General features: G+C 36.5%; 20 protein-coding genes. 10 read left to right on the top strand and 10 right to left on the bottom strand.

Translation table 11 applies throughout. The annotated features are described in order from the left end of the window. Nucleotides 1-279: 279 nt before the first annotated feature. Together FJR04_RS15485 and folE are read left to right on the top strand one after the other, a co-directional pair. Nucleotides 280-1,005, top strand: coding sequence for an SDR family oxidoreductase (locus FJR04_RS15485; RefSeq protein WP_168496307.1), 726 nt, complete (start codon nucleotides 280-282; stop codon nucleotides 1,003-1,005). 89 nt (nucleotides 1,006-1,094) lie between these two features. Further along, the gene (folE, locus tag FJR04_RS15480; protein WP_168496305.1) at nucleotides 1,095-1,802 is read left to right on the top strand and encodes a GTP cyclohydrolase I FolE; all 708 of its coding nucleotides are present in this window, start codon (nucleotides 1,095-1,097) and stop codon (nucleotides 1,800-1,802) included. Between the two features lie 137 nt (nucleotides 1,803-1,939). On the opposite strand, the gene FJR04_RS15475 is transcribed toward folE, so the two are convergent. Then, on the bottom strand, nucleotides 1,940-2,593 hold the full coding sequence (locus FJR04_RS15475; RefSeq protein ID WP_168496303.1) for a phosphoribosylanthranilate isomerase: 654 nt from the start codon (nucleotides 2,591-2,593) through the stop codon (nucleotides 1,940-1,942). A gap of 126 nt (nucleotides 2,594-2,719) precedes the next feature. Here FJR04_RS15475 and psaK point away from each other — a divergent pair, with 126 nt between their 5' ends. Beyond that, a complete protein-coding gene (psaK, locus tag FJR04_RS15470; protein WP_168496301.1) occupies nucleotides 2,720-2,971 on the top strand; it encodes a photosystem I reaction center subunit PsaK in 252 nt (83 codons plus the stop codon). 203 nt (nucleotides 2,972-3,174) lie between these two features. Then, nucleotides 3,175-4,371 carry a site-2 protease family protein gene (locus FJR04_RS15465; RefSeq protein ID WP_168496299.1) on the top strand — a complete coding sequence of 399 codons (1,197 nt, stop codon included), beginning with the start codon at nucleotides 3,175-3,177 and terminating at the stop codon, nucleotides 4,369-4,371. A gap of 176 nt (nucleotides 4,372-4,547) precedes the next feature. Here FJR04_RS15465 and FJR04_RS15460 read toward each other — a convergent pair whose 3' ends face one another. The 4 genes from FJR04_RS15460 to FJR04_RS15445 form a co-directional block, all read right to left on the bottom strand. Then, nucleotides 4,548-5,249, bottom strand: a complete 702-nt coding sequence (locus FJR04_RS15460; RefSeq protein WP_168496297.1) for a manganese catalase family protein — start codon at nucleotides 5,247-5,249, stop codon at nucleotides 4,548-4,550. A gap of 69 nt (nucleotides 5,250-5,318) precedes the next feature. Continuing rightward, nucleotides 5,319-5,591 (bottom strand): GlsB/YeaQ/YmgE family stress response membrane protein, encoded by a 273-nt coding sequence (locus tag FJR04_RS15455; protein WP_168496431.1) that lies wholly within the window; start codon nucleotides 5,589-5,591, stop codon nucleotides 5,319-5,321. Between the two features lie 143 nt (nucleotides 5,592-5,734). After that, nucleotides 5,735-7,117 carry an oxygen-independent coproporphyrinogen III oxidase gene (hemN, locus tag FJR04_RS15450; RefSeq protein ID WP_168496295.1) on the bottom strand — a complete coding sequence of 461 codons (1,383 nt, stop codon included), beginning with the start codon at nucleotides 7,115-7,117 and terminating at the stop codon, nucleotides 5,735-5,737. A 346-nt stretch (nucleotides 7,118-7,463) separates the two neighbouring features. Further along, complete coding sequence (locus FJR04_RS15445) at nucleotides 7,464-8,138, bottom strand: heme oxygenase (biliverdin-producing) (protein ID WP_168496293.1); 675 nt, start codon at nucleotides 8,136-8,138, stop codon at nucleotides 7,464-7,466. Nucleotides 8,139-8,532: 394 nt separating this feature from the next. Here FJR04_RS15445 and acsF point away from each other — a divergent pair, with 394 nt between their 5' ends. Next, nucleotides 8,533-9,609 carry a magnesium-protoporphyrin IX monomethyl ester (oxidative) cyclase gene (acsF, locus tag FJR04_RS15440; protein ID WP_168496429.1) on the top strand — a complete coding sequence of 359 codons (1,077 nt, stop codon included), beginning with the start codon at nucleotides 8,533-8,535 and terminating at the stop codon, nucleotides 9,607-9,609. Between the two features lie 77 nt (nucleotides 9,610-9,686). Here acsF and FJR04_RS15435 read toward each other — a convergent pair whose 3' ends face one another. Continuing rightward, a complete protein-coding gene (locus FJR04_RS15435; protein ID WP_168496291.1) occupies nucleotides 9,687-10,637 on the bottom strand; it encodes a metal ABC transporter substrate-binding protein in 951 nt (316 codons plus the stop codon). An 89-nt stretch (nucleotides 10,638-10,726) separates the two neighbouring features. Here FJR04_RS15435 and FJR04_RS15430 point away from each other — a divergent pair, with 89 nt between their 5' ends. From FJR04_RS15430 to FJR04_RS15420, 3 genes are all read left to right on the top strand, one after another. After that, a complete protein-coding gene (locus FJR04_RS15430; protein WP_174763554.1) occupies nucleotides 10,727-11,545 on the top strand; it encodes a metal ABC transporter ATP-binding protein in 819 nt (272 codons plus the stop codon). A gap of 60 nt (nucleotides 11,546-11,605) precedes the next feature. Continuing rightward, nucleotides 11,606-12,451, top strand: a complete 846-nt coding sequence (locus tag FJR04_RS15425; RefSeq protein ID WP_168496289.1) for a metal ABC transporter permease — start codon at nucleotides 11,606-11,608, stop codon at nucleotides 12,449-12,451. An 87-nt stretch (nucleotides 12,452-12,538) separates the two neighbouring features. Next, on the top strand, nucleotides 12,539-13,324 hold the full coding sequence (locus FJR04_RS15420; protein ID WP_168496287.1) for an HAD family hydrolase: 786 nt from the start codon (nucleotides 12,539-12,541) through the stop codon (nucleotides 13,322-13,324). A gap of 64 nt (nucleotides 13,325-13,388) precedes the next feature. On the opposite strand, the gene FJR04_RS15415 is transcribed toward FJR04_RS15420, so the two are convergent. After that, on the bottom strand, nucleotides 13,389-13,997 hold the full coding sequence (locus FJR04_RS15415; RefSeq protein ID WP_168496285.1) for a tetratricopeptide repeat protein: 609 nt from the start codon (nucleotides 13,995-13,997) through the stop codon (nucleotides 13,389-13,391). A gap of 81 nt (nucleotides 13,998-14,078) precedes the next feature. Here FJR04_RS15415 and FJR04_RS15410 point away from each other — a divergent pair, with 81 nt between their 5' ends. Together FJR04_RS15410 and FJR04_RS15405 are read left to right on the top strand one after the other, a co-directional pair. Beyond that, on the top strand, nucleotides 14,079-15,254 hold the full coding sequence (locus FJR04_RS15410) for a DNA double-strand break repair nuclease NurA (protein WP_168496283.1): 1,176 nt from the start codon (nucleotides 14,079-14,081) through the stop codon (nucleotides 15,252-15,254). 244 nt (nucleotides 15,255-15,498) lie between these two features. After that, nucleotides 15,499-17,199, top strand: a complete 1,701-nt coding sequence (locus FJR04_RS15405) for a sensor histidine kinase (protein WP_168496281.1) — start codon at nucleotides 15,499-15,501, stop codon at nucleotides 17,197-17,199. Between the two features lie 70 nt (nucleotides 17,200-17,269). Here the strand turns inward: FJR04_RS15405 and dacB are convergent, their stop codons facing one another. The 3 genes from dacB to rplI form a co-directional block, all read right to left on the bottom strand. After that, the gene (dacB, locus tag FJR04_RS15400) at nucleotides 17,270-18,733 is read right to left on the bottom strand and encodes a D-alanyl-D-alanine carboxypeptidase/D-alanyl-D-alanine-endopeptidase (protein WP_168496279.1); all 1,464 of its coding nucleotides are present in this window, start codon (nucleotides 18,731-18,733) and stop codon (nucleotides 17,270-17,272) included. Between the two features lies 1 nt (nucleotide 18,734). Further along, nucleotides 18,735-22,133, bottom strand: a complete 3,399-nt coding sequence (gene dnaB, locus FJR04_RS15395; RefSeq protein WP_168496277.1) for a replicative DNA helicase — start codon at nucleotides 22,131-22,133, stop codon at nucleotides 18,735-18,737. Nucleotides 22,134-22,241: 108 nt separating this feature from the next. Further along, on the bottom strand, nucleotides 22,242-22,700 hold the full coding sequence (rplI, locus tag FJR04_RS15390; RefSeq protein WP_168496275.1) for a 50S ribosomal protein L9: 459 nt from the start codon (nucleotides 22,698-22,700) through the stop codon (nucleotides 22,242-22,244). Nucleotides 22,701-22,850: the final 150 nt, after the last annotated feature.

The raw sequence follows: 22,850 nt of genomic DNA, 5'->3' as shown, positions 1-22,850 counted from the left end.
ATTTTCACGAGCTTAGGCATTTGTATTTGTCAACGAAAGAAAGTTAAACACCATAAAACCTACTTCTCTTACCTGCCCTTATAGCGGGTGAGGGAAAGTTAGGAAAGAGTTTAGAGGAAAATAAAGTATATTCCCTATAAACGAGAACTACTACATGACATTACATACATTTGCCAAACAAGTACCCTGATTTGTAGCAAAAATTAACTTTGAGTTCATAAATATTTAATTTATGAGTAGCTGTTGGCTCACAGCACTGCCAAAAAGTTGGAAAATATTATGAGTGTTGAGCAAAAAAGACGCGCCCTAATTACTGGGGCTAGTAGTGGAATTGGTAAAGCAACAGCTTTAGCATTTGCAAAAGCTGGAATAGATGTGGCCTTGGTCAGCCGTTCTCAGGATAAATTAGAGTCAGTAGCCAAAGCAGCACAGGAGTATGGAGTTGAAGCTACAGCCTTCTGTGTAGATTTAGCGGAAGTTGCCCAAGTCAAAACAAAAATTCAAGCGATCGCTGATGAATTTAGCAACATAAACATTCTCATTAATAACGCTGGTATTGGATATACAGGCAATCTGAGTGAAACACCCCTAGAAGATTGGCAGCAAGTAATTAACTTGAACCTCACCAGTGTATTTCAGTGCATGATGGGCATTTTGCCAGGAATGCGCCAACAAGGCCAAGGCACAATTATTAACATTGCTTCTATAGCAGCCAAACAAGCTTTTCCGGGTTGGGGAGCATACTGTGTCAGCAAAGCAGGACTCCTTTCCCTGTCCCAAACCCTCGCACAAGAAGAACGTGCCAATGGTATTCGCGTTACTACAATCTGTCCTGGTTCTGTGAATACAGAAATTTGGGATACTCCAACAGTCCAGGCTAATTTTGACCGTTCTCAAATGTTAACTCCAGAAATTGTGGCCGCAACAATTCTGCACACTGTCTTACTACCACAACAAGCAGTAATTGCAGAATTAACCCTAATGTCCAATGCTGGTGTTCTCTAATGGGTGATTTCGTCATTTATCTTGAGTGAATGACTAATTACCACTGACAACTGACCGATTACTAATTACCAAATTACCAAAATTCAATCATGACTATCGCTGGTTCTAACGGTTCTAATCGCGCTCAATCACCCCTAATTCCCGACTTAGTAGAAGCTATCACTGTCCGCCCAGACCGCAATACTCATGATGGCCGAGAGCCAGAATTAAATCCACCCTCTGAGGAAATAATGGATGAGATGATGGAAGCCGTGCGAAAGATCATAGTAGGAGTAGGAGAAGATCCCGAAAGAGAAGGACTCCTGAAAACACCCAAGCGTGTAGCCAAAGCCATGAAATTCCTCACCAGTGGCTACAATCAATCTCTAGAAGACCTCATCAATGGTGCGATATTTGATGAAGGGCATGATGAGATGGTGTTAGTTAGAGATATTAACTTCTTTAGCTTGTGTGAACATCATATGCTGCCATTCATGGGCAGAGCGCACGTTGCTTATATTCCCAATCAAAAAGTTGTGGGATTAAGTAAACTAGCAAGAATTGTAGAAATGTATTCTCGTAGATTGCAAGTACAAGAAAGACTAACTCGACAAATTGCCGAAGCACTGCAAACAGTTCTTGAACCTAAAGGCGTTGCTGTTGTCATGGAAGCAAGTCATATGTGCATGGTTATGCGGGGAGTTCAAAAACCAGGTGCTTGGACAGTCACCAGTTCGATGGTAGGTATATTCCAAGAAGAACATAAAACCCGTGAGGAATTCTTCAATTTGATTCGTCACCAAGCGTCATTCTTTTGAAGAATAGGGAACAGGGAGCAGGGGAGCAGGGAGCAGGGAGCAGGGAGCAGGAAAACTTCTTAACAACTGACAACTGACAACTGACGACTGACAACTGACAACTGACAACTGACAACTGACAACTGACAACTGACAAATCACCTATTCCCTAACTTTTGAAATAATAGAGCTACTTTGTCTAAATCTTTGTTACCAGGAGATTTTTCTACCCCACTGGATAAATCAATCCCATTGGGGTTGATCTGACTCAACGCAGTTAAAATATTATCTGGGGTTAGTCCACCAGCTAATAACCAAGGAAGACTAGGGCAAAATTCCTGATTTAATACTTGCCAATCTAAGGTTTGCCCTGTTCCTCCTAGTTGTTGAGGATGGTAGGCATCTAATAATAGGGTATCTACATAATCAGTGTAATTAGTGGTAGTTTGTAGATGCTCTAAACTGCGGACTCGAAAAGCCTTGATTATTTCTACTTGGGGTAGAGATTGACGCAATTGATGGCAAAATTCCGGTGTTTCATCTCCATGTAACTGAACACCGGTTAAACCAGACTCTTTAACTATTTGGCTAATTTTAGAAATAGTAGTGTTAGCAAAAACACCGATTTTGTCAATATTTTGAGGAAGAGGAGCGTTGCCTTCAGCCAGGGCAGCGATCGCGTCCTGAATTTGAGCTATAGTCACATAGCGAGGAGAAGTCGGGACACATATAAATCCTAGTGCAGTTGCACCAAGAGAAGCTATGGCTAAAGACTGCTGTGGTTGAGTAATGCCGCAAATTTTAACCCGCATTTATATCTGAAAAGTTACAAATAATCACAAAAGTATCTTAATTCAAGTTAAAAACTTTTGCTTTGTCCAGGGTAATTTTATAATTCTGTAAGATTATATTCATTTTTTCATTCAGGAGAACACACCTTGATGTCATCAATCTTATTAGCCGCAGCATCTGTTCCTGTAACACCGGTGTGGAGTCCTACAGTAGGCATCATTATCAGCGTCAGTAGCGTAGTTGTACTTTTACTAACTTTTGCCTTGAAATCTACTAAAGTCGGACCACCGATGCCTGTATTACCTATCAGTGTGCCAGGATTCATTGCAGCAATGGCGTTTGGTCATGTGATTGGTATCGGCATTGTTTTAGGACTGACTAATATTGGTCGGTTGTAAATTGGATTAATATTCTTTTTTTATCAACAGCGATAGGTGATTAATTTGCCTATCGCTTTTTTTGGTAAAGGCATTTAGATCCCCGACTTCTTAGAGAGGTCAGGGACCTGCGACTTTCTTGTGATCAAATTTTTTAAATTGTTATCCTAGAGTTATACCTATCATTTCTCACTTATAAAAGAATTTCTGGAATATCTAAAATAATGCAAACAAATTGGAAAATAGGTACTTTATTTGGCATCCCGTTATTTTTAGACCCCTTATGGTTTGTAATTTTGGGGTTAACAACTCTGAATTTTGGGTTTGCTTACCAACAATGGGGTTCTATTGTGGGTTGGAGTGCGGGTTTGGTAATGGCACTATTGTTATTTGCTTCGGTGCTGTTGCATGAGTTAGGACATAGCTTAGTGGCTCAATCCCAAGGAATTAAGGTGAATTCTATCACTTTATTTTTGTTTGGGGGAATTGCAGCCATAGAGGAAGAATCGAAAACACCTGGTCAAGCTTTTCAGGTAGCGATCGCCGGTCCTGCGGTGAGTGTTGGTCTGTTTTTCTTACTGCGTCTAGGTTCAAGTTTGCTGCCTGATAGTACCCCTCTCAGTTCAATGACGGGAGATTTAGCGAGAATTAACTTAGTTGTGGCGTTGTTTAACTTGATTCCTGGTTTACCACTGGATGGGGGACAAGTATTAAAAGCTGCATTATGGAAAGTGACAGGCGATCGCTTTCAAGCAGTACACATGGCAGCCAAAGCTGGACAAATTTTAGGTTATGCAGCGATCGCTTTGGGATTTGCGATTGATTTCTTTACCAGAGAATTTATCACAGGTTTATGGATTGTGTTGATCGGCTGGTTTGCAGTTCGCAATGCTAACAGTTATGACCGTGTAACCACATTACAAGAAACTTTGCTGAAGCTAGTAGCCAGCGATGGGATGACTCGTAATTTTCGCGTAGTTAATGCTAATCAAACATTGCGAGAATTCGCTGATTTATATCTTTTAGAAACTACTACACCGCAAGTTTATTTTGCGGCTGCTGACGGTCGTTATCGGGGTTTAGTTGCTATTAATGATTTACGAACAACCCAAAGAAGTGAATGGGAAAACCAAACTTTACAAAGCATTGTTCATCCCCTGAATACAATTCCTACTGTTACCGAATCTACTTCTTTAGCAGAGGTAATTAATAAATTAGAACAGGAACAAATACCTCAAATTACTGTTCTTTCTCCCGCTGATGCTGTGGCTGGTATCATTGATAGAGGAGATATTGTACAAGCGTTAGCACAAAAGTTAAATTTGCCAATTACTTCATTGGAAATCAAACGCATTAAGGAAGAAGGTAACTTTCCACCAAGTTTACAGTTAGGGGTAATAGCGAAGTCTTTAGAAAAATAAAAATATCTGAATCAGGATACTCTAGATTAAAGGATTTTCAAGATTCATGATTTTTGATAATTTCAAAAATCTTGGTAATCTTCAAATCCTGTAAATCCTGATTCAGACAATTTTGATAATTAAAAAATCTTGCTAATCTTCAAATCCTGTAAATCCTGATTCAGACAATAAAGTTTTTATTTAGCACTCATTACCTTCTCCAAAGGATTAGAGATATATTGAAATGTTGGTTCAGAATTCCAAGGACCGCGTTGATCTGCACCGTCTCCATCAGTTGATAAATTATAGTAAAGAGCGACGGTTTCATCTGGTTGGATATTCCCAAACATAGGATCAGTTAACTTACCCAGAGAATCCAAAGCTTTCATAAACATCTGAGTATGAGAAACTTCTCGCGTTAACAGATGTACCAAAGTCTGTTTAGTTCCCTCATCTGTGGCTAGTTTAATCAACTCTTCATAAGTTTGTCTAGCACCACCTTCAGCGGCAATATTAGCACGTAAATCGCGGACAACATCACCACCTTCATTTAAATAATTTGCAGTCCAAGCATTTCCTTGACTATCAAGAAAATGGGGACCAATGCCGCGAAGAGCAAATAAGGTACTTTTATAGGCTTCTGTTTGATCTGTATTTTTAGTGTGGATTTCAATGAGTTTACCAACCATTTCTAAATGGCCAAATTCCTCAATAGCAATATCTTGGAGCATATCCCGAATACCAGGATTTTCAACATGAAAAGATTGTACCCAATATTGCAAAGCGGCTGAAAGTTCACCAGTTGCACCACCAAATTGTTCTAGAAGTAACTGAGCAAAACGGGGATTTGGTTGATCAACTTTCACTACATGAATTGATTCTTTTTTATGAAAAAACACAATTTTAGCTCCTTTAACTAGCAATGCTAAGAAACAACTTATATCCAGTCTAATTTGCTAAATTTGAGGTTAGGCTCGACTACTTCTTTGGAATAATCCCCATAGATAAATAGCGATAACTGCGCCGATAATTGCCACTATTAACCCAGGAATACTTAAAGTTGCGGTTGTAAATTGGAGAGTTCCTGTGCGGATGAGAGTAAATAAAGTACCACCGATAAAAGCACCAACAATACCTAATATCATGGTTGATAACATACCCCCACCTTGAGAACCAGGATAGATAGCTTTAGCGATCGCACCAGCTATTAGTCCTAAAATTATCCAAGCAATAATATTCATCATTACATTGCCTCAAAAATATGACTCGTATCAAATTTATCAAGGCTAAATTTTTTTTATTTCTACCAAATGACATAAATATATAAATCAAAAGGTATGTAGTTGCATTTATCGCTTTAGCGCAACTACATAACCCCTTTTCCTTAGATAGCGCGAGAGAATTTTGTCTCTCTACTTCTTGTATGAGTATCGAAAAGAACGGCAATATTTCTGACTAACAATCTACCAATATCAGTAATGTGGATTTCATCAGCAAATACATTCACTAATCCATCATCTTCTAGAGGTTGTAACTGATTTAGTTCATAACAGAAATATTCATTAAAATCAATGTGATATTTATGCTCAATCTCTGATTTATTGAGACGGAAGTGAGACATAATTGACATAATTACGTCTCTTCTAATAATATCATCCTGAGTTAGTTGAATACCTTTACTAGTAGGAATAACACCTGCGGCTACCGCTTTGTAATAATCCTTTAATTCCTTGTAATTTTGAGCATAGGCATCGTCTAACATACTAATAGATGTAGCACCAAAACCAAACAATTCCGTTTCTGCATGGGTAGTATAACCTTGGAAATTGCGTTTTAGTGTGCCATGACGTTGAGCGATCGCTAATTCATTGTTATTTTTAGCAAAATGATCCATCCCAATAAACAAATACTCGTTATTAGTTAATTCCTCAATTGTCATTTTGAGAATATCTAACTTTTCTTCTGCTCCTGGTAATGCTGTTTGGGGAATCATTTTTTGGACAGGTTTGATCCAAGGTACATAAGCAAAATTAAAGACGACAATTCTATCAGCATCTAATGCCATTGTCTTGTGTAATGTTTCCCGAAAAGTTTCTAGAGTTTGATAAGGTAAACCATAAATTAAGTCTACATTGACACTATCAAACTCAGCTTCCTTAATCCAACCCATGACATCAAAAAGTAATGATTCTGGTTGAATGCGATTCACCGCTTTTTGTACTTCTGGGTTAAAATCTTGAATACCAAAACTAATCCGATTAAAGCCAATATCTCTCAAAAATAAGATATAATCTCTATTTACATAACGAGGATTAATTTCAATAGATACTTCCGCATCTGAAGCAATTTGGAAATGACGGGTAATATTTTTCCAGAGAAATTCTACTTGATCAAGTTCCAAATAATTTGGAGTACCTCCACCCCAATGAATTTGGAGTACCTTTCTATTCTTGTCAATTAAAGACGAGGTATTTTTGATTTCTTGCTCTAAATGTTCCAGATATGGTTTAGCCATATTCTTGTTATTAGTAATTACCGTATTGCAACCACAAAAATAACAAGCACTTTGGCAAAAAGGAATATGGAAATACAAGGATAGGGGAGTTTCTCGTTGATTAGAAGCAGTAATAGCTGTTTGGAAATCTCTGGCGGTGAAAGTTTCACTTAATTCTGTTGCTGGGGGGTAGCTGGTGTATCTGGGAGCGCGAGTATCATACTTTTGAATTAGATCCAAGTCAAACTTAACACCAGGTAATAGAAAAACCATTAAAGCCTCCAATAGATGTGAGTATATTTCCTTGTAGGGGCAAAGCATTCTGGCGATAAACTATGACTAAAACTATTAACTTTCAATCTGAATGCTTCGCCCTTATGATTTGGGAAGAATTACAATTAATTTTCCCAAGTTAATGTTGTAATTTAGGATTTAGCAAATAGAATATATTTATCCTATTTGTTTGTAGTTAGCATTATTTTTTTTACGAACCACAGAGTCACAGAGAACACAGAGAATAAGAAATAGATGTTTATGTGTTGTTGAAGATTGCTATATAATTCATCATTGCCAAAATCAATTGGGTGATGAATTATATGTTTGTAAATAATGCAGAGACTCAAGTTAAATCATTGTAAGTAGCTCTACCAAGAGCTTCTATTAAAATAACTTCCAATTCTTTGAGTATCTGCATATTTAATTTGAAAGCATTGTTAGCTTCTGCCACAATTTTGTCAGCAGTTGTATCATCAACTGGAAGTTTGTCTAATGCTTGACGATACTTTTCTTTAAAAGCCTGCTTGTCTGGAATTTGCTGAAAATTGTAAAATGAAGTTCCTTCATATCCAGAAAGTTTTAAGGCTGACTGAGCAATTTTTTGGAGCATTTGTCCACCAGAAAGATCACCCAAATAACGGGTATAGGAATGAGCTAACAATAGTGCAGGTTCATGAGCAGAAATTTGTTGAATACGCGCAATATAAGCTTGAGCAGCAGGTGAAGGTGTAATGCGCTTGTGCCATTGATTCCCATAATAAAATAACATATCTTGTTCTAGGGAAGATTGGCGATTTAGTTCGGGAAAATAAATCAAACTAATGACAGGATGCTGTTTATGTTTCTCAATTGCTGTTTCTAGTTCACTGTAAACAAAATACAAATTCCTCAACAACTGAATAAAACAATCTCTATCTACAACTCCTTGCACAAAACATTTCATGAAGCCGATATTTTCTGAATCTATATGTGCTTGTTGCGTTCCTACACGCAGTTTCATTGCCAAATTATTACTCATTGTTGCTTCCTTCTTGTTTACGTATTAGATTTCCCAACATTTACCGACTCGTTTATCAGTTCACAGCCGATATAATCAGGAAAAAATGCTATTCTAGGTGCATAAATTTTGAAGCATAATTTCTCCAGCACAAATTCCTACCGATACATATTTCGGCTCTTTTTACTGCTTCTAAAATTATTTAACTATTATTCCTTGTATAACTATAAAGGTATTCATATTTATTTATGGTTTCATAAATACATTTGTTTAGTAAATAGGTATTTAAACTATGCGAAATTATCAGATAATTCAGTGATTTTGTAATAATTAGTTTCAATAATTTAACTGATGACTAATAACAAATATTTATGCTTATATAATTTTAAGGCAGACAATGGCAAAGGGACTACTTATGGTTAAGTCGTTGGATAAACCCCCAGTTGAGTTAGGGAAATCAGGTGTAAAAGCACCTGTTCAAGAAACATTATTAACACCCCGTTTTTATACCACTGACTTTGATACAGTGGCAAAAATGGATATTTCTGGGTATGAACCGGAATTAAGGGCTGTAATTGACGAACTCAAGGCTGATTATAATCGTCATCACTTTGTGCGAGATGATGAATTTAAGCAAGGTTGGGATCACATTGTTGGTGAAAAACGACTTGCTTTTATTGACTTTTTAGAACGTTCTTGTACTTCGGAATTCTCCGGGTTTTTACTGTTTAAAGAATTATCTCGTCGTCTCAAGGATAGTAACCCTTTACTATCAGAAGCATTTGGTTATTTAGCGCGAGACGAAGCCCGTCATGCGGGATTTCTCAATAAGTCAATGGCAGATTTTAACCTTTCCCTTGACTTGAGTTATCTAACTAAAAATCGTACCTATACATTTTTCCCAATCGAGTGGGTTATTTACACAGTTTATCTATCGGAAAAAATCGGTTATTGGCGTTATATTTTAGTATATCGTCACATGGAAAAAAACCCAGAATACCAGTTTTATCCTTTATTTCGGAAGTTTGAAAGCTGGTGTCAAGATGAAAATAGACACGGTGATTTTTTCAAAGCATTGTTACGTTCTCAACCCCAATTATGGAATAATTGGAAATCTCGGTTATGGGTGCGCTTTTTCCTTTTAACTGTTTTTGCTACTCACACCATGACAGTATTTGAAAGAGGGAATTTCTATGAAATATTAGGGATTCATCCCCGCAAATACAATACTCAGGTAGTTGAAGAAACCAACAAAACCGCAGCCAAAGCATTTCCAATTATTTTAGATACCAATCATCCCTACTTCTTCTGGTATTTAGAACAATGTGCATTGTATAATCAGAAAATAATTGATCTCAATCAAATCAATGATTGGGGAATTGTGAAATTTTTCCAAAAAATTCCTTTAATCTTAATGATTTTTTGGAATATGTTCAGAATTTTTCTGATTAAACCTATAGACACAGAAGCAACTCGTGAACAAGTTTGTTAGGGAATAGGTGACAGGTAACAGGTGACAGGTGACAGGTGACAGGTAAGAGTTTTACCAATTACCAATCACCAATCACCTTATTTTTTACTATTTAATTGAAACGGCGTATATTTTCCTCCCAAGGCTTCAACAATAGCGCGGGTATTTGCTGCCATCATCTTTATATAAGTATCGCCATTACTACCTTTTGCCCCAATAGAATCAGAAAAAAGTGAAGTTGGTGCTAATTTTACTCCTGCTTCTTCGGCGACTGTTTTCATTAAAGCTGGGTTAATTGTCGTTTCTGCAAATATGGCAGGAACACCTATTTTTTTAATAGATTCAACTAACTTTTTCACTGTTTGGGCGCTGGGTTGTTCTTCTGTACTAATCCCAATTAAAGTTCCCGCAATTTCTATCTTATAAGCATTTCCATAATATTGAAAAGCATCATGGGTAGTAATGAGTTTCCGCTTATCTGGGGGAATGGTTTGAATTTGTTGATTAATCCAAATATGTAATTGTTGTAATTCATCAATTAGATTTTCTGCATTTTCGGTAAATTTATCTTGATCTTCTGGTGACAACTCAATTAAACTATCTCGAATTGCTTTCACCATAGATATGGCATTTTCCGCACTTCCCCAAACATGAGGATCTGGGACAATTTGCCCTTTACCTTTATCTAACTTTAAAGATTTAACAACTTCCCCCACAGCCACCTTTTTTGCTTTCCCTCCAGCCGCATTCATTAACTTAATAATTCCCGGTTCTAAATTGTAACCGTTATACAAAATCAAGTTAGCTTGTTCCAAAACTCGACTATCTGCGGGTACAGGTTCATAAACATGAGGATCTGTACCAGGTTTGAGAATTCCCGTAATTTGTACTTCTTCTCCTCCCACCTCTTCAGCTAAATTAGCAATTATGGTACTAGTTGCTACAACCTGCGGCTGAGTATTTTCCTGAGTTTCAGAATCGGGAGTACAACCCATTAAGGACAAAGATAACAACATTCCCAGACTTATGGCATTAAGTATTAGTTTCATTTATCTAAATTATTACTCCTAATTATATATTTTTTCATATTTCTCTCATTTTTATAGTAAACTCAAAAATAAGTATTTTAACTATGGTTATGCAAAACGTCTCTTTTTATCAAAAATTTAGCCTGTCTACCAGAGATATACCTACACAAGCTATCAAAACCATTGATATGAATTCCTCAACAGCGATTAACATCTCTCATGTAGGTGTACATTACCGCACCCAAGAAGCGTTAAGAGACGTTAACTGCATTATTAAACCAGGAAGACTAACGGGGATTTTTGGACCAAATGGCGCAGGTAAAAGTACATTAATGAAAGCCATTTTGGGATTAGTTCCCATGAGTAGTGGTCAAGTTTTATACAAAAGTCAGCCCTTAATGCAGCAACTAGAAAAAGTTGCCTATGTACCACAACGTAGCCAAATTGACTGGAATTACCCTGCTACCGTGTGGGATGTAGTGATGATGGGGCGTGTCAAAAAAACAGGCTGGTTACGTAGTTTCTCCACAGTTAGCCGCCAAATTGCTAAACAAGCATTAGCAAGAGTGGGAATAGAAGAATTAAAAAATCGTCCCATTGGTGAACTTTCAGGAGGACAACAACAACGAGTATTTTTAGCCAGGGCTTTAACTCAAGAAGCGGAAATTTTCTGTTTTGATGAACCCTTCGTCGGTATAGATCAAAAAACCCAAACTATCATTTTTGAAGTCTTTCAAGAACTAGCAAAAGCCAATAAAATCGTCTTAGTAGTTAATCATGACTTAGGCGAATCAATCAGCCATTTTGATGATTTAATCTTACTCAACTGCGAATTAATCGCCACAGGTTCACGCCAACAAGTCCTAACAGAAGAAAACTTAAATAACGCTTATAGCGGGAAAGTCATGTACTTTTCCGACGCGGCATAATCATATCTTCTCTTCCTTCTTCCTTCGTGTCCTTCGCTCCTTCGTGGTTCATTTTCCTCTATGCTTCAAGCACTAATAGAACCGTTGCAATATGGCTTCATGCAACGTTCCTTAATCATCGCCATATTAGTAGGTTTATTGTGTGCCATAGTTGGTAGTTATTTGATGGTACAACGCCTAGCATTGCTGGGAGATGCTATTAGTCATTCAGTATTACCAGGATTAGCGATCGCCTTCATGATTGGTGCTAATATCTTTGTCGGGGCGTTTATTGCTGGTATATTGAGTACAATGGCGATCGCCTTTATTAAAACACGTTCCCCCATCAAAGAAGATGCAGCCATGGGAATAGTTTTTTCCGCCTTTTTTGCCCTTGGTGTCACCTTAATTACAGTCATTCAAAAAGATAATAAAATTGATTTGAATCACTTTCTTTTTGGTAACATTTTAGGTGTAACAGCCGACGAAGTGAGAGATACAGCTATTATTGCAGCTATTGTTTTAATCGTAATTTTCTTATTATACAAAGAACTGTTATTTTACACATTTGATCCTTTAGGCGCACAAGCTGCTGGTTTACCAGTTAATCGCTTAAATTTTGGCTTAATGTTATTGATTTCTTTGACAATTGTTGCCAGCATGAAAGCTGTAGGAGTAATTTTAGTATTATCACTTTTAATTACTCCCGGTGCAACTGCTTATTTATTAGTAAAACGGTTACATGAAGTGATGATTTTAGGGGCAGTAATTGGGGTAATTTCTAGTATTAGCGGAATGTATCTCAGCTATTTTTATAATTTACCTTCTGGTCCGGCGATTGTGTTAGTAGTTTCGGGTTTATTTACGTTGGCTTTGTTGTTTAGTCCTCGACATGGGATTTTGATATCTAGTGTGAATAGGAAATAAAAGAATCAATGCTAAATTTAATAATCGCTACATATCCATAGACAAAGGTGCGGTAAACTGACAAAAGCAGTTTTTACCCTCTAAACAATGACAGCAAATAGTCCCACGATTTTGGCTTTAGACTTTGATGGAGTAGTTTGTGATGGACTAATTGAATATTTTGAGGTAGCGTGGCGTACCTACTGTCAAATTTGGTCGCCAGCTAACGACACACCACCAGATGATTTAGCTTTGAGATTCTATCGTTTACGTCCTGTAATTGAAACCGGGTGGGAAATGCCTGTTTTAATTACAGCCTTAATTGAGGGTTTTTCTGATGATCAAATTCTGCAATCATGGACAACTATCACTCCCCAAATTTTAGCAGCAGATCACCTAGAAGCAAAAGCAGTTTCTACAAAATTGGATCATCTGCGGGATGAATGGATTAAGACAGATTTAGATGGTTGGCTCAGTTTGCATAGGTTTTATCCTGGTGTCATAGAAAGACTCAAAATAACTCTAGCAAGTGCAGTTCAATTATATATTGTCACCACTAAAGAAGGGCGATTTGTCAAGCAATTGTTAAAGCAAGAAGGAGTTGATTTACCTTCAGAAACAATTTTTGGCAAGGAAGTAAAACGCCCAAAATATGAAACTTTGCGCGAATTAATTGAGAAAGCAAATACCCAACCTGTAAGTTTATGGTTTGTAGAAGATAGGCTCAAAACATTGCAATTAGTTCAACAGCAATCAGACTTAAATCATGTCAAACTTTTCTTAGCAGATTGGGGTTACAATACTCAACCAGAAAGGGAAGCAGGAAAAAATGATTCACGCATTCAGCTAATATCACTTTCTCATTTTGCTCACGATTTTTCCAATTGGTTATAATTGCATTCAGAATACTAATATCCTCGACTTCTTGAGAAGTCGGGGATCTAATCATTAATCTCAATTACTTACGATCTATCTTTTTAATTAGATCAATAACTTCTTGATAATTAGTAATTCTTTTTTGTTGCTGAAATAAGTTAGCTGCTGTCTTTAAATCGGTAATTGCTACTTGTTTATTACCTAAACTATTGCGAATCATACCTCTATTTTGGTAAGCTTCAGGAAATTTAGGATTAAGAATTAATGCTTGATTGAAATCTTCAATTGCCCCTTTAGTATCTCCTAAATCATAGCGAGCAAGTCCTCGATGATTGTAAATACCAGCATAGCTAGAATTAATACTTATGGCTTGGCTATAATCAGCAATAGCTCCTTTTAAGTCTCCCAATTGATTGCGGGATAAACCACGTTTATAGTAAACTTCAGCAAAGTTAGGATGTAAACGTAAGGCTTCACTATATTCTTCAATCGCCCCTTTCATATCTCCTGATGTATGGCGATTAAGTCCTCGATGGAAATATACTACAGCATCTTGAAGAGTAGTTTGTGCTAACAGTGATGATTTTGTTTTTAAGTCAGAAATATTGGTTAAATTGTTCGCATTCACTCTCGGACTATGTAATATAGTTCCTAATATGAAAATGATGATTGTTAATGTGCATCCTTTCATTAGACTATTTTTCCAATTATTAGAATACAGTTATTAATTATATACCATTTATATCCATTCACACAAATACACTCAACTAAGATGCTGGATTTAACAAAAATATCGAAACAAATGCAAGGTTTCAGTCAACATTTAACTTCAGAAGTGACTGCAAGTCATCAGCGGTTGGAGTTAGCACAACAACATTTAACCAAGGCTTTTGAGTGTCAAGAAGAATTAGTTAAACGTCAAGAAACATGGCGCGATCGCATTCTCTTTGCTAATGCTACACCCATTGAACCCCTAGAAACCTGCATTACTATCCCTGTTCCCCCCAAAGTTCATACTGTCATTTCTACCGATGGGTCACAAATTGCCCCCAATCATCACGAAATTGCGTATTGTTACTTACTAAATATTGGTAGAGTTGTTTTACACTATGGTCAAAATCTTCACCCTGTTCTCGATAGTTTACCGGAGGTATTTTATCGCCCCGAAGATTTATATATATCGCGTCAGTGGGGAATTAGAACGGAAGAATGGATGAGTTATCGCCGTACTGCTTCTGAGGCTACAATCTTAGCAGAACTGGCTTGTAGTGCAAAAACAGCAGCACCAACCTTAGCAATGACAGATGGTTCGTTAATATACTGGTTTTTAGATCAGTTACCGATGGATGCCCGCGATCTCATCTTACCCCCTGTTTTAGAATCTTGGAAACAAATGCGGGCAGCCCAAATCCCCATCATGGGTTATCTTAGCGCCTCTCGAAACATCGAAGCCACCAACTTTTTACGCTTTTTAGCTTGTCCCCATCCTGTCCCCGATTGTGTCACCTATTGTCCCAATCAACTGGAATACGTACCTTGTAAAAAATTTGATACTTTGCGAGATACAACCCTATGGACAACCCAACTCCAACCCGGACAACGCGGACCCCTATGGCGTAGTAATGCGCGGATTTTAGAATTATATGAAGACCAAATTATTTATTTTTGTTACGTCCACGTAGGTACAGAAATTGCTCGCATTGAAGTTCCTGCTTGGGTTGTGGAAAATTCCACCATGTTTGATCAAGCACTAGGATTAATGTTGGCACAGGTACAAAAAGGATATGGTTATCCTGTAGCGATCGCCGAAGCCCATAATCAAGCTGTAGTTAGAGGTGGTGATAGAACTCGGTTCTTTGCCCTTTTAGAACGACAAATGATTAAAGCTGGGATCAAAAATGTCGGTATTTCCAACAAAGAAGCTAGAAAACGCGGCAGTATTGCTTAATTTCCTTATACTTATAAAATATGACAACAGTCAACCATTTATGAAGCAATTCATAAAATTCGCAAGGATATCAATATGACTTACGCAATAACTCTCTGAAACTCTTATTTCGACCTGTCCTCTGCGTCCTCTGCGGTATGTCTATGGCTCCTGCGTCGCCACGCAAGCTATCGACTCCCGTAAGGGATACGTTTCTTCATGATTTTGCGTAAGTCATGATCAACTTAATTTCTAGCCGATCAAAATGAATATATCTAAAAAGTTTTTCACTAGTGCAATTTTATTATTAGGAATTGTTACAGGTATTCTCATTGGTAATGCTGTTGTTGTTCAGCGAATTAAAAATGCTGTCCAAGAAAAAAGTAATCTCACTATGGACACCATTAAAGCTGCTTTAGAAACCGAAAATGCTTTACAGTCGGAAATAAGTTTACTCAAAGATAAAGTTTTATTTAAGCACCAACCATCAGAAATAGCTAATCTGCAAAATCAGTTTCTCAATTCCCTGGATAAATTAGCAGTTTTTATGCCAGATGATCCAGAAATTTATTTGATTCGTAGCCGGCATATTTCTTTCACCAAGATAGCAGATCAGTTAGTTATCAATGAAAAAAATAGGATGAGTATAGATGAATATCAGGAATATTTTCTAGCTATTAATTCCTATAATAAAGATATTAATGTCATGCTAAAAAAGGTAATTGAGCGTGCATATCAAAAAAGATTATTAATGAAAGCTGAATTAGATAATATATATCAAATACAAGCAATTATTACCCTTGAAATCATTGGTGTCATTCTGATTCTATTTACAGTTACATTTAACTTTGTTTGGCGACCAGTTATTAAATCTCTAAAACAATTACAAATGGGAACAGAAGAAATTGCGGCTGGTAATCTTGAATATCGTTTAGATATTGTCACAGGTGATGAAGTAGAAAAATTAGCTGTGGCATTTAATTACATGGCTATGAAGCTAACTGAATTCCGAGAAACCCTAGTTAAAAATAATGAATTAACAGAAATTAACCAACGCTTAGAGTTAGAAATTCATGAACGTAAACAAATAGAAATAGCACTAAAAGACGCTTTAGGAAAACTTAAAAGTACCCAAGCTCAATTAATTCAAACAGAGAAAATGTCTAGCTTAGGCCAACTTGTAGCCGGTATCGCCCACGAAATTAATAATCCTGTAAATTTCATTTCTGGAAATATTATACATCTCAGCGAATATGCTCATGAACTACTAGATTTAATCAGTTTATATAATGAAGAGTTCCCAAATCCCAGGGATAAAATTCAGGATAAAATTGAGGAAATTGATCTAGAATTTATTTTAGAAGATTTACCAAAAGTTATTAATTCCATGCAAATAGGATCTAATCGGATTCGAGAAATAGTTTTATCTTTACGCACTTTCTCCCGATTAGATGAAGCAGATATGAAAGAAGTTGATATTCATGAAGGTATTAATAGTACATTATTAATTTTACAAAATCGTCTAAAAGCCAAATCAGAACATCCAGAAATTAAAGTTATTAAAAATTATGGTAATTTACCCTTGGTTCAATGCTATGCAGGACAACTAAATCAAGTATTTATGAATATTATTAATAATGCTATTGATTCTCTGGAAAGTTATAATAATCAGCGTTCTTTAGCAGAAATTCAGAATCATCCTAGTCAAATTATAATTCATACTGAACTTACAAATAACAATCAAGTAGAAATCCGAATTATTGATAACGGACTAGGAATTACAGACGATATAAAAAGTAAGTTATTTGACCCATTTTTTACTACTAAACCAATCGGAAAAGGAACAGGTTTAGGATTATCTATTAGTTATGAAATTATTGTTAATAAACATTCAGGAATCCTCAAATGTGAATCAGAAATAGGCAAAGGAACAGAATTTTTAATTCAAATTCCTTTATATCAATAACTTTGATTAATTCTGATACTTTTCAAACACCCTCTTCAAAAAAATCGGTATATTCTTGCTCAGGAATAATTTAACATCGCTTTAACTGCGCTAATAAAACCACAATTTCATCTATTGCTGTTCTCATAACGCTACCAGGTTGTTCCGATTGATTCACCATAATACTAAAAGCTAACGGTTCATAATTAGGTGCATTCACATATCCAGACAAAACAGAAATTCCTCCCATAGTCCCTGTTTTTCCTTGAACAATTCCCTCAGCAGAAGTATTCCGAAACCGATTTCTTAGAGTACCTCTAATACCTGCAATAGGTAAAGAATCACGAAAAACTTCTGCTTGAGAAGATTTAGCTATTCCCTGTAAAAGTTGTACCAATGCGGCTGGAGTCGTTAAGTTTTTCCGAGATAAACCAGAACCATCTACAATGATATAACCTGCTGGTTCAACTCCTAATTGAGTTAAACTTTCTCTGACAACTTGCAATCCAACATCTGCCGTATTTTGATTTTTTACTCTGGTTTTTTTAATAGCTAAACTTCTCAGTAAAGCCTCAGCATACAAATTATTACTATTCACATTTGTCTCGATTAATAATTCAGATAAAGGTGGAGATTTTACTGTGGCTATTTCCTTTGTATTTCTACTAAAATCACTACGTAAAGTCCCTTTAACAGTAATTCCCTCTCTAGCTAAATTATGGCGAAATTGTCTTAAAAAATTGGCAACTGGATCAAATATAGCTAAAGCAGTAATATTTGGTTGGGAATTTATTGGTAATTGTCCTTTTATTCTTAAAGTCTGTCCTTTTAAATCACGATTAACTTCTACAAAACTAGGTTCATTGGCTTGAGTAGTAATACTATCATTCTCAATTTTCCACCAATATTTTTCTGTAGGTTCAGCCCATTTTAGTTGTAATGGTTGTCCGATATTTTGGGGTAAAAAAGTTAAGATAGCAGCATTTTCATTTAAAATTAAACTGTTAACAGGTGCGCCATAATAAGCTTGTATATCTTCCCATTGCCAACTAGAATTAACCATTTCACCTTGAAAATAACTATCATCAGCAATTAGCTGATTAATTTGCCTAATTCCTTGTTGATATAGTTGCTTGGATAATATTTTTAATTGAGCATTTTTGAAACTAGGATCTCCCCTACCTGCGACACGCAAAACACCATTACCTTCATCATAAATGGAGGTACGAATCCGAAAATCTGCACCTAATTCTTTTAATGCCGCAGCGGTAGTAAATAGCTTAATATTAGAAGCGGGAATAAAGTATTTTTGAGCATCTTGACTATAGAGAATTTTTTCTGATGCTAATGGTTTAACTAAAATACCCCAACGCACTCGACTAAATTGAGGACGATTAATAATGGTATCAATTGCTGATGATAATTGAGCCGGACAAATTGATTTTGTCGGGGTAATTTGTGGAACTGAGGTTTGTGCTTTAGTTATTTGTTGGATGCTACCAATTTGGATACTAATAAATATTAATATCAAGCTCAAATAATTCTTTTTTGACATATTACCAACTATTTTGTTTAGCGAGATTTTTAAATTTTGTAAATTGTGGATCAAATAAGAGTTTCACAGTACCCGTTGGTCCATTCCGATGTTTAGCTATTATGACTTCGGCAATTCCTCTGTCTGGAGTATCAGGTGAATAATATTCATCACGGTATAACATCATCACTATATCCGCATCTTGTTCAATTGAATTGTGAACAATGATATTATTGGCAACAAAGTTATGAAATTTATCAACTGTTAAATCAAATACCTCTTCTTCTCTATCAGGTATAATTGAAACAATTTCATCCCAATACACATCACTTTTTGCAAGTTCGAGTAGCTCACTTGATTTAACAATATTGGCAACTTTTAATGCTCTTTCTCGACTTAAATGTGCCTTATAAAGTGTAGAACCACATAACGCAACTTCGGCATAAGCCATAGTTTGTTCGCCAGAGCTAGGGAAACATCGTGGTAAGCAAATATGTTGTTTAGAACTTAATTCATCAAGCCTTTTCCACCCGTGAATTGTTAGGAATTTGTGATTACCCGTTGCCCTGATTTTTCTTCCTAATCGAGTTTTTAAAGTAAATACGGATTTGATACCTGTAGAAAAGGCATTGCTAACAATTGCCCTTTCTAGTTTCATTGTGTTTTCGTTCAGTCCCCAAACTGCAAAATCGGATTTACCTACTAATTCTTTAATTGGTACTTGTAACCCGGTATCCGCCAATGTAACTAGGCTATCGCCAGCTAAACAACCCGATTCTCTCAAATCAGATAACATAGGACGTTTATTAGTTCTTGCTTCTACACCTCGACTTAACTGTGATAAAGCAATGATGGGTACAGATAATTCTCTCGCTAAACCTTTTAAAGAACGGGTAATTCTCGATAATTCTTGTACCCGATTGTCACCTGCACCTTCCATTAATTGCAAGTAATCAATGACTATTAATCCCAAACTTGCAGTGTTTTCGGCTTGCAGTCGTCGCGCTTGACTTCGCATTTGTGTGACTGTAATATTTGCCGTATCATCAATAAACATTGGAGTTTCTGATAGTTTATCAATAGCACGACTTAAAGGTTCCCACTGGGTTTGACTAATGCGTCCACTTCTTAAATAACTGCTTTCGATTCCGGCTTCACTAGCTAATAGTCTTTGTACTAGCTGTTCTTTGGACATTTCTAAACTAAAAACAGCAACTGGTAATTGATAACCGGAAGCAATATTATGCGCGAGGTTCAAGCAAAATGCAGTATTGTGAACACAAATATCATTAGCTACAAAGTTGTGTGTTTCGGGAATTGTCAAATCATAAACTTGTTTGTTACCTACTGATTCAATAGAAATAATTTCATCCCAATATATATCACTTGTTGCTAATTGCTGAAGTGGTAAATTCTCTAAAGCCGTCGCTAAAATAAATAATCTTTCCCGTGTTAATGCCCGTTTACCGACATGGATATTTGTATAGCTTTTAATTCCAGCCCTATGAGCTAAACTACTCCAAGTTTCTCTACCTTTAGCTGTTGCTATCTGTTCCCAAATTTCTACAGGTATCAAGTCACGATTGGTTTGATATCTCTTTTGACATAGTGCTGCTTTGACTTTTTCTAATGCTGCTTCTTTGCTAAAAATGCCAATTTCTGCAATGAAGTTCTTAATAGATAAGGCATCAGTAATATCTAGTTGCCATGCTGGTCTACGGGTATTATTATATTTTATAGCCCGTTTTTTCAAGGCAGCAATAATGCCAAATCTTAATAACAGATGTTGAATTTGTCTTGCTAGTTTTTCACTGACTGTGCCATAACCTAATTGTGATTGACCACTATTAAGTAAAGTAGCCCAACCATCAGTTGCAAAGAGACGATTTAGAAATAAGGATAATTGTGATTTTTCTAATTTAAAGATAATTGGTGGAATGGTTTTAGCATGAGCATTTTTACCCCATAAACCTAATTTTTCTAACCAAATCGTCAACGCATTTTTACTAGATTTACTAATACTAGCAAATCCATGAGGTGCAAATTCTTCTAACTCAATTCCCAGTGTTTTACACAATAGCTGAAAAGTGTCATAATTGGGTACACACTCTCCTTTTTGCCACATACAAAGTAAAGATGGAGTGACTCCTATTTCATCGCTCAATTTTTTAGCAGATAATGAATGAGAACTAATAGCAATTTTGAGATTTTCGGCAAAAAGCTGTCTTTGAGTAGCAATAAATTCCCAATCTCCTCGAACACATAATGATGGTGTACGTTGACCTTGGGAATCTTCCCATCTTACTGACAAACCACCAAATTCAGTCACTGCTTGGGAAAAATCTGCTTGCAATAATGGGTTACTGTTTGTAAATCTGGGAGTGGTGTTAGTTAAACCACCATCACCAATTAAATAAGCTAATAATTTGACTTCACACTCGCGGATGGTTTCTGTTCCAAACACATATATTTTACGAGGAATTGCAATTTTATTACCAACTTGCAGATTTTCTAATCTTTCCCAACCTTTAATAGTTAAAAACGGGTGAGTAATTGTGGTTTCAATTGTCCGACCTAAGCGAGTTGTCACTCGAAAAACTGGTTTAATACCATCATTTACAAATGCAGATGGTTGGGTAAAGGTAAATTTCCAATCGTCATTTAAGGTTAATAGTGAACCTTGTCGTTGCTGATATAATTCTTCAATTGTGGCAATTTGTCCATCTGCTAAGACGATTTCTGAATCATAGCTGAGACATTTCCCCATTGACGGCCTACCAGCGACGATGATTAAATCAGAACGCTGAAAACCGCTAGTCATAGCATCTAAATCATAAAAACCACAAGGTATTCCTGGTAATGCGATGCCTTGATGACGAGTTTCAATATCTTGAAATGTATTAATTAAAGTATTACCAATATGAACTAATCCTGTTTGGGTTTTTTCTTGGGTGACATTGAAAACTTTTTGTTCGGCTTGATCTAGAACTATTGGTAATTCTGTTTCTGTTTCATAACCAAGATGGACAATTTCATTACCTGCTTTGATTAATTGCCGGCGCAGGTATTTTTCCATCACTAACCCTGCGAGGGCATCAATATTTACTGCTGAAACTGTGCGATCTACTAATGTTGCTAGTTTATTTCTGCCACCAATTCGTGTTAACTGATCATTGTCTGTTAACCAACTGGTAATAGAAAGTAGGTCTGTAGGTTTTTGCTGGGTATGCAGACGCAGTGCAGCTTGATAGATAGTTGTATGGGCGCTAATATAAAAAGCTTCGGGAACTAGGCGATCGCTCACTCGACCAATTGCCTCTGGATCTAGTAAAATACCCCCCAAAATCGCTTCTTCTGCTTCAATGTTTTGGGGTGGTAAACGATTACTACCATCACCTTGAAAACTTAGTTCTTCAGCCATAAAATTTAAAAATTTGGCGCTTTTGGATTTATATCTGAATTATCCAAAACCGATAAAAAACACTGATGACCACAGATGATATATCTGTGGTGATTAATTAAGTCACCATTAGTTGGAGACGACTTCAATGTTAATTTCTGCTGTTACTTCAGAATGGAGTTTGATTTCAGCTTTGTAAGTACCCAATTGACTAATATCGGGAATGGTAATACCACGACGATCTATTTCTAGATTAGCTGCTGCTTGAATAGCATCTGCCACGTCTTGGGTAGTAACAGTACCGAAAATAGCTTCGTTTTCACCAACTTGCTTGGCAATTTTTAAGTTACCAACTTTTTCTAAAGCTGCTTTTTGCTCAGTTGCTTGTTGTTTGAGTTCTAATTGTCTTAAACGTTCTTGTTCACGCTTGCGTTCTACTTGTTTGAGAAGACCAGGTGTAGCACGAGCGGCTAAACTCTGGGGAATCAGATAGTTACGAGCATAACCGGGAGCTACTTCTACTAAGTCGCCGAGTTTTCCCAGCTTGCTGACATCTTTTGTTAAAACTAATTGCACACGTTTCGCCATTGTTTTTCGCTTTTCTTTGTAAAATCTTAGTTATTTGGGTGTCATCAGGGTGGCTCACAAAATTGTAGCTTGATCCTCAGCGACTTTGAACATACCCACAACCTCAAGATTTTAGCGAAATTTGGGGGGCGATCGCAATACCAAATGCCA

The organism is Anabaena sp. UHCC 0204, from assembly GCF_009711975.1.
GTDB lineage: Bacteria > Cyanobacteriota > Cyanobacteriia > Cyanobacteriales > Nostocaceae > Dolichospermum.
This window is presented reverse-complemented; position numbering and strand designations above follow the sequence as displayed.